Here is a 12771-nt window from a genome sequence, read left to right on the forward strand (position 1 = left end):
TTATGCAAAATCATCTAATAACTACAGATAACGATCCGCAAAGCGAATTATCGACCCTGAACCTGGGGCCAACGCACCCAGCTACGCATGGTGTGTTTCAAAACGTTTTGCAGTTGGATGGTGAGCGAATTGTAAGTGGCGTATCAACCATTGGTTACATACACCGCGCATTCGAGAAAATTGCTGAGCACCGTCCGTTTTACCAGATAACTCCGCTTACCGACCGTTTAAACTATTGCTCTTCGCCTATTAACAATATGGGCTGGCACATGACGGTTGAAAAGATGCTGAATATCCAGATGCCAAAGCGTGTGGATTACATGCGTGTTATCATTATGGAACTGGCCCGTATTGCCGACCACATTGTGTGTAACGGTGTATTGGGTGTAGATACCGGCGCTTTCACCGGCTTTCTGTACATGATGGAATACCGCGAAGCGATATATGAGATTTACGAAGAGATCTGCGGATCGCGCTTAACTACCAACGTGGGTAGGATAGGCGGTTTCGAGCGTAACTTCAACACTATACTGTTTGCCAAACTGCGTAAGTTTTTGGTGGATTTTCCTAAAACGCTGAAAGAATTCGAATCGCTGTTTAATCGTAACCGCATATTTGTTGACCGTACCAAAGGCGTAGCTCCTGTTACTGCTGAGGACGCTTTAAGCTATAGCTGGAGCGGTCCGTTATTGCGTGCTGCCGGTGTCGATTATGACGTACGCGCAATGAACCCATATTCGAGCTACGAGGATTTTGATTTTGAAGTACCTGTAGGAGAGAATGGCGACGTTTATGCCCGTTTCCTGGTGCGTAACGAAGAGATGTGGCAAAGCTTGCGCATCATTGAGCAGGCGCTAGCTAAAATAGAAAAAGAACCTTCGGATATATTCCACGCGGATGTACCGGAGTTTTACCTGCCTCCAAAAGAGGAAGTGTATAACAACATGGAAGCTTTGATCTATCACTTTAAGATTGTGATGGGCGAAATTCCAACCCCGGTTACCGAAGTATATCACTCGGTAGAGGGTGCCAACGGTGAGCTTGGTTTTTACCTGATCAATGACGGGGGGCGCGCGCCTTACCGCCTGCATTTCCGCAGACCAAGCTTTATCAATTACCAAATGTACGCGCCAATGAGCCGCGGCATGGTATTATCTGACGCGATTATTAACATGAGTAGTTTAAACGTTATAGCGGGAGAGTTAGATGCTTAGAGTTGACGATGCCCAACAAGTAGAGGTTGAGTTTTCAGCCGCGCTTACAGCAAAATTCGCTGATATCGTAAGCCGTTATCCCGAAGGGAAACAAAAATCGGCCCTGTTACCTATATTGCACGAAACGCAGGCCGAGTTAGGCTGGTTAAGCAGCAATGCCATGGATAAAGTTGCCGCTTATTTAAACATACAACCTATTGAGGTTTATGAGGTGGCTTCGTTTTACACCATGTACTTTTTACGCCCGCAGGGTAAATATGTTTTAGAGGTATGCCGCACCGGGCCTTGCTGCCTGGTGGGTGCCGAAAAAATTATGGATCACCTGGAGCATAAATTGGGCGTTAAAGAAGGTGAAGTTACTGCCGACGGCTTATTTAGCTGGAGAGGTGTAGAGTGTTTAGCTGCTTGCGGTTTCGGTCCGGTTTTACAAATTGGCCCTGAATATACTTTTTACGAGAATTTAACTAACGAATCGGTTGATAAACTGGTTGATGATCTGAAAGCTAAAGCAAATAACTAATGGGACGCAAATTACTTTTAGAACATATTAACGTACCCGGCATCAATACTTTTGCGGTGTATCGCGAAAAAGGCGGTTACCGTTCGGTAGAGAAAGCTTTAAAAACCATGACACCTGATGAAGTGGTGGAAGAGGTTAAAAAATCGGGTTTGCGTGGTCGTGGTGGTGCCGGTTTCCCAACCGGTATGAAGTGGAGCTTTTTGGCCAAGCCGGAAGGTGTACCACGTTATTTGGTTTGTAATGGTGACGAGTCTGAACCGGGTACGTTTAAAGATCGTTACCTGATGACTTACATCCCTCACGCTTTAATTGAGGGTATGATAACCAGCAGCTACGCCTTAGGCGCAAAAACATCATACATATACGTACGCGGCGAAATGATGCCGCAGATCCGTATCCTTGAAAAAGCTATTGAAGAAGCCAAAGCCGCAGGCTTTTTAGGCAAAAATATATTAGGCACGGGTTACGACCTGGAGCTGTACGTACAACCCGGTGGTGGTGCTTACATCTGCGGCGAAGAAACCGCGCTTTTAGAATCATTGGAAGGTAAACGCGGTAACCCACGTATTAAACCACCATTCCCGGCTATTGCCGGTTTATATGGTTGCCCAACTGTAGTAAACAACGTTGAGTCAATTGCTGCTGTAGTGCCAATTGTGAATGATGGTGGTGAAGAGTATGCTAAGATCGGTATTGGTAGAAGTACAGGTACCAAGCTGATATCAGCCGGTGGTAACCTGGCTAAACCTGGCGTTTACGAGATAGATCTTGGCCTACCTGTCGAAGAATTTTTATATAGCGACGAGTATTGCGGTGGTATCGCCAACGGCAAACGCTTAAAAGCGGTTGTTGCGGGTGGTTCGTCAGTACCAATTTTGCCGGCTAACCTGTTTATGAAAACAGTAGCAGGTGAAGGCCGTTTAATGAGCTACGAATCATTAGCCGAAGGCGGATTTGTGAGCGGTACCATGATGGGTTCAGGTGGTTTCATCGCGTTTGATGAAGACGCTTGTATCGTACGTAACACCTGGAACTTCGCCCGTTTTTATCACCACGAAAGCTGTGGCCAATGTTCACCTTGCCGCGAAGGTACCGGTTGGATGGAGAAAGTATTGCATCGCCTGGAACACGGTCATGGCAGTATGAGCGATATGGACCTGTTGGTGGATGTATCTAAGAAAATTGAAGGTAATACCATTTGTCCGCTTGGCGACGCGGCGGCTTGGCCGGTGGCTAGTGCTATTCGTCACTTCAGGGATGAGTTTGAGTGGCATGTTTCTCACGCAAGTGAAGCAACAAGCCGCAATTATGGTTTAGCGCATTATGCTGATCCATTGCCGAAACCAGAGCCGGCACCGGCTCAATAAAGCAAACGGATTGTCATTGCGAGCGTAGCGTGGCAATCGCACATAGGCATAGCGAATAAGCTAGTTCGCAATTGCCACGCTACGCTCACAATGACATAGAATAAATATTTGACTATTAAGTAACGTCAATGAAAGTAACTATAGACGGAATATCGGTAGAAGTACCAGACGGAACATCCATCCTGAACGCCGCGAGGATAATAGGTGGTGAGGTGGTTCCGCCAGCTATGTGCTATTACTCTAAACTGGCCGGTAGCGGTGGTAAATGCCGTACTTGTTTGGTGCAGGTAAGCAAAGGTTCTGAAAAAGACCCTCGCCCTATGCCTAAACTGGTAGCATCATGCCGTACCACGGTAATGGATGGTATGGAAGTGAAAAACATCACTTCGCCCGAAGTTATTGAGGCACGTAAAGGTGTGGTTGAAATGTTATTGTTGAATCACCCACTGGATTGCCCGGTGTGCGACCAGGCCGGCGAGTGCCACCTGCAAGACTTAGGTTTTGAGCACGGTGCCGCTAAAACCCGTTACGAGTTTGACCGTCGTACTTTCGAAAAAATAGATATCGGCGATAAGATCCAACTGCACATGACGCGTTGCATCCTTTGCTACCGTTGCGTTTACACTGCCGACCAGATCACTGATCAGCGTGTGCATGGTGTATTAAACCGTGGCGATCACTCAGAAATATCAACTTATATACAAAAAGCTGTTGATAACGATTTTTCAGGAAACGTTATTGACGTTTGCCCGGTAGGTGCTTTAACCGATAAAACTTTCCGCTTTAAAAACCGCGTTTGGTTTACCAAACCTGTTGAAGCACACCGCGATTGCGAAAACCCGAACTGCAAAGGCCATGTAACATTATGGTACAAAGGCGAAGACGTTATCCGCGTAACTGCACGTAAGGATGTTTATGGCGAAGTTGAAGATTTTATTTGCAACACCTGCCGTTTTGATAAAAAGAAAACTGCCGATTGGGTAATTGAAGGTCCGCGTAAAGTATCGCACCAGTCAGTTATCAGTGCAAACCACTACGAAAGAGCAGTATTGCCACCGGTTGTTAAAAACAACCCGGTATTGCAGGAAGCTAACAAAACACAATTCGAAAGGGAGACCCGTTTATAATGGAATTAACAGATATCATTGTAAAAGTTGTATTGATAGTGATCATTTTCGCTATCAGCCTGGTGGTAGCCATGTATTCTACTTACGCCGAGCGTAAAGTTGCTGCATTTTTTCAGGACAGGATAGGCCCTAACCGTGCAGGTCCGTGGGGTATTTTGCAGCCCCTTGCCGATGGTGGTAAAATGTTTTTGAAAGAAGAGATCATTCCTACCAACGCAACAGGTTTCCTGTTCATTGTAGGCCCGTCATTAGCTATATTAACCGCCTGTATTGGTTCGGCCGTTATTCCGTGGGGACAGAAATTAACCATCGGTTCAACCGTTATCGACCTTCAGGTTACTGATATTAACGTAGGCATCCTTTACATTTTTGGTGTAGTATCATTAGGTGTTTACGGTATTATGATAGGTGGCTGGGCATCAAATAATAAATACTCTTTATTAGGTGCTATTCGTGCGGCTTCGCAGAATATCAGTTATGAGATTTCAATGGGCCTTTCTATCATCGCTCTGTTATTAATAACCGGTAGCTTAAGCTTACGCGAAATTGCTGAACAACAGCATGGCTGGCACTGGAACGTATTGTATCAACCTGTTGGTTTTATCCTGTTCCTGGTATGTGCTTTTGCCGAAACTAACCGTACACCGTTTGACTTACCTGAGTGTGAGACCGAATTGGTTGGTGGTTACCATACCGAGTACTCATCAATGAAACTGGGTTTTTACCTGTTTGCCGAATATATTAACATGTTCATCTCATCGGCAGTAATGGTTACCCTGTACTGGGGCAGCTATAACTACCCGGGCATGGATTGGGTTGCGGCACATACGGGCCCTATTATAGCACCGCTGATTGGTGTTGCTGTAGTATTTTTGAAGACATTTTTATTCATCTTCTTCTTTATGTGGGTGCGCTGGACTATCCCGCGTTTCCGTTACGATCAGTTAATGGATCTGGGCTGGAAGATCTTAATACCTATCGCGATAGCTAACATAGTTGTAACCGGTATTGTAGTTACCTATTTAAATTCATAAGAATGGAACCGCTAAGTAATAAAAGAAAGCTTATAGAAAGCAAGCCGCTTAACTTGTTAGAGCGTGCTTACCTGCCTGCTATTGTGGCCGGTTTGGCAACTACTATGAAACACTTTTTCAAGAAGCCGGTAACCATCAGCTACCCTGAAGAGAAGCGTGAGTTTTCGGAGAACTTCCGTGGTATGCACTCGTTAAAGCGCGATGAGAATGGTAAAGAGCGTTGCACCGCTTGCGGACTGTGTGCATTATCATGCCCTGCTGAAGCGATTACCATGACTGCCGGCGAGCGCCAAAAAGGTGAAGAGCATCTATATCGTGAAGAAAAATACGCGGCCGTTTACGAGATCAATATGCTACGTTGCATTTTCTGCGGATTGTGCGAAGAGGCTTGCCCTAAAGAGGCGATCTACCTGGATGGCGATATTGTACCGTCTGATTTCCTGCGTAAGGACTTTATTTACGGTAAGGACAAATTAGTAGAGGCTCCGTTAAATCAATAAAGAAGTTTTATACCTTTGCCCCACTGTTTTTAACAGGGGCGAAGCTTGTAACAGATAAACAATGAATACATTTTACGTCATCGCTTTTTTATCGATAGTATTTGCCCTTTTGGTAATTAGTGCCAAAAACCCGGTGCATAGCATACTATATCTTATACTTACCTTCTTTACGTTCACCATTCATTATATTTTACTGAACGCGCAGTTTTTGGCGGTGGTAAACTTTATTGTTTACATGGGTGCTATCCTGGTGCTTTTCCTGTATACACTGATGCTTATTAACCTGAGTAAAGATGCCGAACCGGCAAAATCAAGCTTTGTAAAAATAGCGGCGGTTATAGGCGGTGGTTGTTTTTTGGTGACCATTGTAGCTTCTATAAAAGCATTAGGAACATCAAACCCGGTAATATTGCAGGACCCTAACCTGGGCCTGGTAAAAAACCTGGGTAAAGTATTATTTAACGAGTATTTATTGCCTTTCGAAATTTCATCGGTATTGCTGTTATCGGCGATGGTAGGTGCAGTTTTATTGGCTACAAAAGATCCAAAACCTACGGCATAATATGGAAAGCCTAACGCAAAACATGCAGCACGTACCGCTTAACCACTATATACTGTTAAGCGCTATCATATTTTCAATAGGTGTTATTGGTGTATTGCTACGCCGTAATGCTATTATAATTTTCATGTCGGTTGAGCTGATGCTTAACTCGGTTAACCTGTTGCTTACCGCGTTCTCGGTTTATCGTGGCGATGCCAGCGGACAGGTATTTGTATTTTTTATTATGGCCCTTGCCGCTGCCGAAGTAGCCGTAGGCCTGGCTATAATAGTAATGATCTATCGTAACACAAACTCGATAGACATTAATGTGCTGAACAGATTGAAATGGTAGAGTGATTTCGGATTTTCGTCCCGATAGCTATCGGGATCGAATTTGAAGCACTTTAATAATATATAAAACGTACTACGTACAACGTCAAACGTACGACATAACAAAATGGAGAAATACATCTGGCTTATTCCTTTATTACCGTTAGCCGGTTTCGTTATTAACGGCCTGGGGCGTAATACCTTTTCAAAAGGTGTTATAGGCTTCATTGCCAGTTTTTTAATATTCGTATCATTCGGCTTAAGCATCGCTACCTTCTTCCAGGTAAAATCAAGTGGCTTGCCTATTGATGTTGATATTTTTACCTGGTTTAAAGCAGGCGACCTGGTGGTTAACTTCTCTTTCCTGATCGATCAGTTAAGCTCTATCATGCTGTTGATCATCACCGGCGTTGGCTTTTTGATCCACTTGTATTCTACCGGCTATATGCACGATGATGAAGGTTTCGGTAAGTTCTTTGCTTACTTGAACCTGTTCGTTTTCTTTATGCTTTTACTGGTGATGGGTTCAAACTACCTCATCATGTTCATCGGCTGGGAAGGTGTGGGCCTTTGCTCTTATTTACTGATAGGTTTCTGGTACAAAAATCCAAGCTACGCGGATGCCGCTAAAAAAGCATTCATTATGAACCGTGTGGGCGACTTAGGTTTCCTGATCGCTATATTTTTAATATTCACCACATTTGGTAGCATAGGCTACGGCGAGGTTTTTGGCAAAGCCGCAACCATGAATGGCGTTTCGGCACCATTTACGCTGATAACCATTTTATTGTTTGTTGGTGCCTGCGGTAAATCGGCACAGTTGCCATTGTTTACCTGGTTGCCTGACGCGATGGCCGGCCCAACCCCGGTATCGGCTTTGATACACGCTGCAACCATGGTTACGGCAGGTATCTATATGATTGCCCGCTCAAACGTATTATTCGCCTTAGCGCCGATAACAATGGAAATTGTAGCTGTAGTAGGTTTAGCTACTGCTTTGTTTGCCGCGCTGATTGCCTTAACACAAACTGATATTAAGAAAGTACTGGCATACTCAACCGTATCGCAGTTGGGTTATATGTTTTTAGGTTTGGGCGTGGGTGCTTTTACCGGCTCATTCTTCCACGTGTTAACACACGCTTTCTTTAAAGCATTATTATTCCTGGGCGCAGGTTCGGTTATTCACGCTATGAGCGGCGAGCAGGACATGCGCAAAATGGGTGGACTAAAAGGTAAGATCAAAATTACTTTTGCTACCATGCTGATCGGTACTATCGCCATCGCTGGTATCCCACCATTCTCAGGCTTCTTTTCAAAAGACGAAATATTAGCAGCTACGTTTGCTCATAATCAAACCTACTGGATCATCGGTGTTATTACCGCCATGCTGACCTCGTTCTACATGTTCAGGATGATGTACCTTACTTTCTGGGGTACCTTCCGTGGCACCCATGAGCAGGAACACCATTTGCATGAATCGCCATTGAGCATGACTATTCCTTTAATCGTTTTAGCTATATTATCAGCGCTTGCAGGTTTCATCGGCGTACCGGAAGTATTAGGCGGTCACCACGAGTTGGAGCATTACCTTGCCCCTGTATTTGAACCATCGCACAAAATATTAGAAGCTCACCATTTGTCGCATTCGGTTGAATGGATATTAATGCTTGTGTCGGTTGTATTAGCATTAGCTTCTATGTTCTATGCCTACATCCGCTACGCGAAGAAAAACCACGTACCTGTTGAAGATACAGCCGAGCGTCCGTTTCTGGCTAAACTTTCATACAATAAGTTTTATGTAGATGAATTGTATGATGCGATCATCCGTAAGCCACTGGACGCGCTGTCAGTATTCTTCTACAAAGTGGTTGACCGCGCCGGTATTGATGGCTTGGTGAACGGCTTAGGTAAAGGATCAATTGAAGCCAGCAAAGGTTTGCGTTTATTGCAGGCCGGTAACGTAGGTTTCTACATATTTATGATGGTAGCGGGCATTATTGCCATTTTGCTATATAGTTTAACAAGTGTATAATAATTAAAATGACGGTTAGTATATTAATATTTTTGCCGATAGTTGCCGCGCTCCTGGTACTGTTTTTCAAGAACGAAACAGCCAAGCACGTTGCCTTAGCATTTTCGGTTGTTGAACTGGCAATTGCCCTTGTATTCCTATCAAAGTTTACACCTGATGCCACTACACAGTTTCTGGTTGAAGCACCGTGGATCAAACAATTTGGTATTTACTTTAATGCAGGTATTGACGGTATAAGCATGATCATGGTGTTGTTAAGCACTATTCTGGTTCCGCTTATCATCTTAACTACTTATCAGCATAGCTATAAAAACGCCAATGTATTTTATGCGTTGATATTATTTATGCAGGCGGGTATGTTGGTAGTATTTACCGCGTTAGATGGCTTTTTATTCTACGTAGGTTGGGAAGCAGCTTTGATCCCAATCTACTTTATCTGCTCGATGTGGGGTGGCGAGAACAGGATCAAGGTTACTATTAAATTCTTCATCTACACGTTTGCAGGTTCGTTGTTCATGCTGTTAGCGATGATCTTTTTGTACCTGTCAACTCCTGAAAAAACTTTTAGCTGGTATGACTTTACGCAACTGGCCCTGGTAACTCCGCAACAGAACTATGTGTTCTGGGCGTTCTTCCTGGCTTTTGCTATCAAGATGCCGATATTCCCGTTTCATACCTGGCAGCCGGATACTTATACCGAAGCACCTACCGCAGGTACCATGATGCTATCGGGCATTATGCTTAAAATGGGTATTTATGGTGTGATAAAATGGTTGATCCCTATTGCTCCGGCAGGCTTGGTTCAGTACCATAACATTATCATTATCCTTGCCGTTATTGGTGTGGTTTATGGCTCTATTATCGCGTTTAAACAAACAGATGGTAAGCGCCTGGTTGCTTACTCATCAATAGCACACGTTGGCCTTATTGCCGCAGGTATATTTGCCTGGACGGTTCAAGGTGTGCAAGGTGCCATGATACAGATGCTTTGCCACGGTATCAACGTGGTAGGTATGTTCTTCATCTGGGACATCATCAGCCGCCGTTTAAATACACGCGACCTTACCCAGCTTGGCGGTATTGCTAAAGTTGCGCCTAACTTCGCTGTTAAGTTTTTAATTATCACTTTAGGCACAGTTGCTTTGCCATTAACCAATGGTTTTATAGGCGAGTTCCTGTTATTGAACGGTATTTACCAGCACAGCATATGGATAGCCGCTATCGCCGGTTTAACCATCATATTTGGCGCGGTTTATATGCTGCGTATGTACAAAAGCGTAATGCAAGGCGAAACCAATACTTTAACCGCTACATTCGCTGATATCCATGGTTCAGAAAAAGTGGTGCTGCTTATCATTGCCATTTTAGTAATTGGTATAGGGGTTTATCCGCAGCCTATCTTGCATATATCAGAGGCGGCGGTGCAAAATTTGGTACATTCAATCAACATCAGGTAAGTAATAATCAATGAATACTTTAATCATCATATCTGTTTTACCTATTGTGCTGCTGTATTTAGGTTTGTATAAAATGCAGAAAGCCTTGTTGCCTGTTACTATTATAGGTTTATTGGTAGCACTGGGTTGTGCAGTAGCAGAGTGGAACGGCGGTGCTGTGCCTTTGTTCCACAACATGTTTTTGTTTAACAACTTTTCTATAGCGTTTTCGTCATTATCCATCATATCAACCATACTGATATTAATATTATCAAAAGGCTATTTTGAAAAAATAAGCAGCCACGTGGCCGAGTACTATGCCGTTATGTTATTTGCGCTGGCGGGTATCGTAGTGATGGTATCATTCTATAATTTAACCATGTTGTTTATCGGTATCGAGATCATGTCGGTAAGCTTATACATACTGGCAGGTATCAAGAAGCAGGATTTTGCTTCAAATGAAGCCGCTTTAAAATACTTCCTGATGGGTGCGTTTTCAACGGGTTTCCTGTTGTTCGGTATCACTTTGATCTATGGCTCATCAGGCTCTTTCGACCTGGAAGCTATCCGCGACTGGACTACCCATACTTTTGCGCCTGATGCCATGTTGTTCACCGGCATTATGTTGATCCTGATCGGTCTTTGCTTTAAAGTAGGCGCCGCGCCGTTCCACTTCTGGACCCCGGATGTGTACGAAGGTGCACCAACCCTGATTACTACTTTCATGTCAACCGTTGTTAAAATAGCAGGCTTCGCCGCATTCTATCGCTTGTTTTCGGTGTGCTTTGGTACGGTGTTAAACACATGGTCGCCAGTATTGGTAATTGTAGCTGTAATCACTTTGTTTATCGGTAACATCACCGCGCTGTATCAGCAAAGCTTTAAGCGTATGCTTGCTTACTCAAGTATATCTCACGCGGGCTATATGTTGTTCGCGTTGATCGCTTTGGCAGGTACATCTGCATCGGCCATATTCATTTACGGTTCGGCTTATTCAATTGCATCTATCATCGCCTTTGGCGCATTAATACTAGTACAGCAAAAAACCGGTAGCGATAGCTTTGACAGCTTTAACGGCTTGGGTAAAACAAACCCGTTTTTGGCTGTAGTATTAACCATTGCCATGTTATCATTAGCCGGTATACCGCTTACGGCAGGCTTTATTGGTAAGTTTTACATGTTTGGTACCGCATTGGCCAAATATCAAATTTGGTTGGTGGTTATTGCGGTGGTTAATGCCATTATCAGCATTTTTTACTATTTCAGGGTTATTATCGCTATGTATTTCCGCACGGCAGATAATGAGGCTGTACAGGTGCCATCGGCCTATGCCTTTGTTTTAGGTTTAGGTGCTTTGGTAACAATAGTATTGGGTGTATATCCGGCTTTAATAGGCAGCCTAATTTAATTGAAAAACCAAAACCCAACAATTTGATTTAATATTTGTAGTTTTACAAATATACCGAATGAACAATTTTTGGGAACACCTACAAAATTTAACGGACGCTCAATCCATACTTAGCAAGGGAGGTTTTTACTTTCTGCTGGTTGTTGTTTTTGCTGAAACTGGTTTATTTTTTGGGTTTTTTCTGCCGGGCGATTACTTGTTGTTTTTGGCCGGGTTGCTATGTTCGTCGGGTATGATCGATGTACCGTTAGGTACGCTGCTTCTGTCGGTTATGGCGGCTGGTATTTTAGGTAACTACACCGGCTATTGGTTTGGCTACCGTACGGGGCCAATGTTGTTTAATAAGGATGATTCGTTATTCTTTAAAAAGCGCTACGTAACCCTTGCCGAAGAGTTTTATGCCAAGCATGGCGGCATGGCCTTAGTTTTCGGAAGATTTTTCCCTATAATCAGAACTTTTGCACCTATCTTTGCAGGCGTTGTTAAGGTTGATTTTAAAAAATTCAGTCTCTACAATTTCATAGGAAGCGTAGCCTGGGTTTGCACGTTTATCCTGTCGGGATATTTTTTGGGAAAGAAGTATCCGCAATTAAAAGATTACCTGGAGTATGTAATACTCGGGTTAATAGTAATAACATCTATCCCGTTGCTTTATGCTTTTTTTAAGAAGCGGCTGAAGACGGGTGAAAACAAATAATATAGAATACAAAACAAAAATGAGTACACAACATCCATGGCACCAGGTTTCACCGGGTGATAACATTCCTGAAATTGTAAACGCGGTAATTGAAATACCAAAAGGCTCAAAAGCCAAATATGAGATTGATAAAGAATCAGGTCTGTTAAAATTAGATCGTGTATTGTTTTCATCAGTAATGTATCCGGCAAATTATGGCTATATCCCGCAAACTTATTGTGATGATAAAGATCCTTTGGATATATTAGTGCTTTGTTCTATCGATGTGTATCCGATGTCAATGATCGAGGCTAAAGTTATCGGCGTAATGCACATGGTTGATAATGGCGAGCAGGACGATAAGATCATCGCGGTAGCAAAAAATGATATGTCAGTAAACTACATTAATGATTTAAATGAGTTGCCCCCGCATACCATGAAAGAGATTGTAAGGTTTTTTAAGGACTATAAAGCTTTAGAAGATAAAAAAGTAACTATTGAGCATATGCTTGGAAAGAAGTATGCACATAAGGTAGTAACAGAGAGCCTTGAATTATACAAGGCTACCTTTCCCGTTTACCAATAA

General features: G+C 43.4%; 13 protein-coding genes. All 13 read left to right on the forward strand.

Annotated features, from left to right (window positions below):
• Nucleotides 1–2: 2 nt before the first annotated feature.
• The 13 genes from AC59JT_RS00725 (at nucleotide 3) to AC59JT_RS00785 (ending at nucleotide 12771) form a co-directional block, all read left to right on the forward strand.
• Nucleotides 3–1214, forward strand: a complete 1212-nt coding sequence (locus AC59JT_RS00725; protein WP_497395110.1) for an NADH-quinone oxidoreductase subunit D — start codon at nucleotides 3–5, stop codon at nucleotides 1212–1214.
• A complete protein-coding gene (locus tag AC59JT_RS00730; RefSeq protein ID WP_497395112.1) occupies nucleotides 1207–1734 on the forward strand; it encodes an NADH-quinone oxidoreductase subunit NuoE family protein in 528 nt (175 codons plus the stop codon). Before AC59JT_RS00725 ends, AC59JT_RS00730 begins: the two co-directional genes overlap by 8 nt.
• Complete coding sequence (nuoF, locus tag AC59JT_RS00735) at nucleotides 1734–3101, forward strand: NADH-quinone oxidoreductase subunit NuoF (RefSeq protein WP_497395114.1); 1368 nt, start codon at nucleotides 1734–1736, stop codon at nucleotides 3099–3101. Before AC59JT_RS00730 ends, nuoF begins: the two co-directional genes overlap by 1 nt.
• A 128-nt stretch (nucleotides 3102–3229) precedes the next feature.
• Nucleotides 3230–4228 (forward strand): NADH-quinone oxidoreductase subunit G, encoded by a 999-nt coding sequence (locus AC59JT_RS00740; protein WP_497395116.1) that lies wholly within the window; start codon nucleotides 3230–3232, stop codon nucleotides 4226–4228.
• Nucleotides 4228–5262, forward strand: a complete 1035-nt coding sequence (nuoH, locus tag AC59JT_RS00745; protein ID WP_497395118.1) for an NADH-quinone oxidoreductase subunit NuoH — start codon at nucleotides 4228–4230, stop codon at nucleotides 5260–5262. Before AC59JT_RS00740 ends, nuoH begins: the two co-directional genes overlap by 1 nt.
• 2 nt (nucleotides 5263–5264) lie before the next feature.
• On the forward strand, nucleotides 5265–5762 hold the full coding sequence (locus AC59JT_RS00750; RefSeq protein ID WP_497395120.1) for a NuoI/complex I 23 kDa subunit family protein: 498 nt from the start codon (nucleotides 5265–5267) through the stop codon (nucleotides 5760–5762).
• A 61-nt stretch (nucleotides 5763–5823) separates the two neighbouring features.
• The gene (locus AC59JT_RS00755) at nucleotides 5824–6324 is read left to right on the forward strand and encodes an NADH-quinone oxidoreductase subunit J family protein (RefSeq protein WP_497395122.1); all 501 of its coding nucleotides are present in this window, start codon (nucleotides 5824–5826) and stop codon (nucleotides 6322–6324) included.
• A gap of 1 nt (nucleotide 6325) precedes the next feature.
• Nucleotides 6326–6655 carry an NADH-quinone oxidoreductase subunit NuoK gene (nuoK, locus tag AC59JT_RS00760; protein WP_497395124.1) on the forward strand — a complete coding sequence of 110 codons (330 nt, stop codon included), beginning with the start codon at nucleotides 6326–6328 and terminating at the stop codon, nucleotides 6653–6655.
• 105 nt (nucleotides 6656–6760) lie between these two features.
• A complete protein-coding gene (gene nuoL / locus AC59JT_RS00765; protein ID WP_497395126.1) occupies nucleotides 6761–8665 on the forward strand; it encodes an NADH-quinone oxidoreductase subunit L in 1905 nt (634 codons plus the stop codon).
• 8 nt (nucleotides 8666–8673) lie between these two features.
• On the forward strand, nucleotides 8674–10122 hold the full coding sequence (locus AC59JT_RS00770) for a complex I subunit 4 family protein (protein WP_497395128.1): 1449 nt from the start codon (nucleotides 8674–8676) through the stop codon (nucleotides 10120–10122).
• Nucleotides 10123–10132: 10 nt separating this feature from the next.
• Nucleotides 10133–11509 carry an NADH-quinone oxidoreductase subunit N gene (locus AC59JT_RS00775; protein ID WP_497395130.1) on the forward strand — a complete coding sequence of 459 codons (1377 nt, stop codon included), beginning with the start codon at nucleotides 10133–10135 and terminating at the stop codon, nucleotides 11507–11509.
• Between the two features lie 58 nt (nucleotides 11510–11567).
• Complete coding sequence (locus tag AC59JT_RS00780) at nucleotides 11568–12206, forward strand: DedA family protein (RefSeq protein WP_497395132.1); 639 nt, start codon at nucleotides 11568–11570, stop codon at nucleotides 12204–12206.
• A 19-nt stretch (nucleotides 12207–12225) separates the two neighbouring features.
• Nucleotides 12226–12771, forward strand: coding sequence for an inorganic diphosphatase (locus tag AC59JT_RS00785; protein ID WP_497395134.1), 546 nt, complete (start codon nucleotides 12226–12228; stop codon nucleotides 12769–12771).

Source organism: Mucilaginibacter sp. A3364, assembly GCF_059690715.1.

What these genes read in the sequence shown, in the direction of transcription:
- AC59JT_RS00725 (WP_497395110.1), top strand. Translation starts at nt 3, where the DNA reads ATGCAAAATCATCTAATAACTACAGATAACGATCCGCAAAGCGAATTA.
- AC59JT_RS00730 (WP_497395112.1), top strand. Translation starts at nt 1,207, where the DNA reads ATGCTTAGAGTTGACGATGCCCAACAAGTAGAGGTTGAGTTTTCAGCC.
- nuoF (WP_497395114.1), top strand. Translation starts at nt 1,734, where the DNA reads ATGGGACGCAAATTACTTTTAGAACATATTAACGTACCCGGCATCAAT.
- AC59JT_RS00740 (WP_497395116.1), top strand. Translation starts at nt 3,230, where the DNA reads ATGAAAGTAACTATAGACGGAATATCGGTAGAAGTACCAGACGGAACA.
- nuoH (WP_497395118.1), top strand. Translation starts at nt 4,228, where the DNA reads ATGGAATTAACAGATATCATTGTAAAAGTTGTATTGATAGTGATCATT.
- AC59JT_RS00750 (WP_497395120.1), top strand. Translation starts at nt 5,265, where the DNA reads ATGGAACCGCTAAGTAATAAAAGAAAGCTTATAGAAAGCAAGCCGCTT.
- AC59JT_RS00755 (WP_497395122.1), top strand. Translation starts at nt 5,824, where the DNA reads ATGAATACATTTTACGTCATCGCTTTTTTATCGATAGTATTTGCCCTT.
- nuoK (WP_497395124.1), top strand. Translation starts at nt 6,326, where the DNA reads ATGGAAAGCCTAACGCAAAACATGCAGCACGTACCGCTTAACCACTAT.
- nuoL (WP_497395126.1), top strand. Translation starts at nt 6,761, where the DNA reads ATGGAGAAATACATCTGGCTTATTCCTTTATTACCGTTAGCCGGTTTC.
- AC59JT_RS00770 (WP_497395128.1), top strand. Translation starts at nt 8,674, where the DNA reads ATGACGGTTAGTATATTAATATTTTTGCCGATAGTTGCCGCGCTCCTG.
- AC59JT_RS00775 (WP_497395130.1), top strand. Translation starts at nt 10,133, where the DNA reads ATGAATACTTTAATCATCATATCTGTTTTACCTATTGTGCTGCTGTAT.
- AC59JT_RS00780 (WP_497395132.1), top strand. Translation starts at nt 11,568, where the DNA reads ATGAACAATTTTTGGGAACACCTACAAAATTTAACGGACGCTCAATCC.
- AC59JT_RS00785 (WP_497395134.1), top strand. Translation starts at nt 12,226, where the DNA reads ATGAGTACACAACATCCATGGCACCAGGTTTCACCGGGTGATAACATT.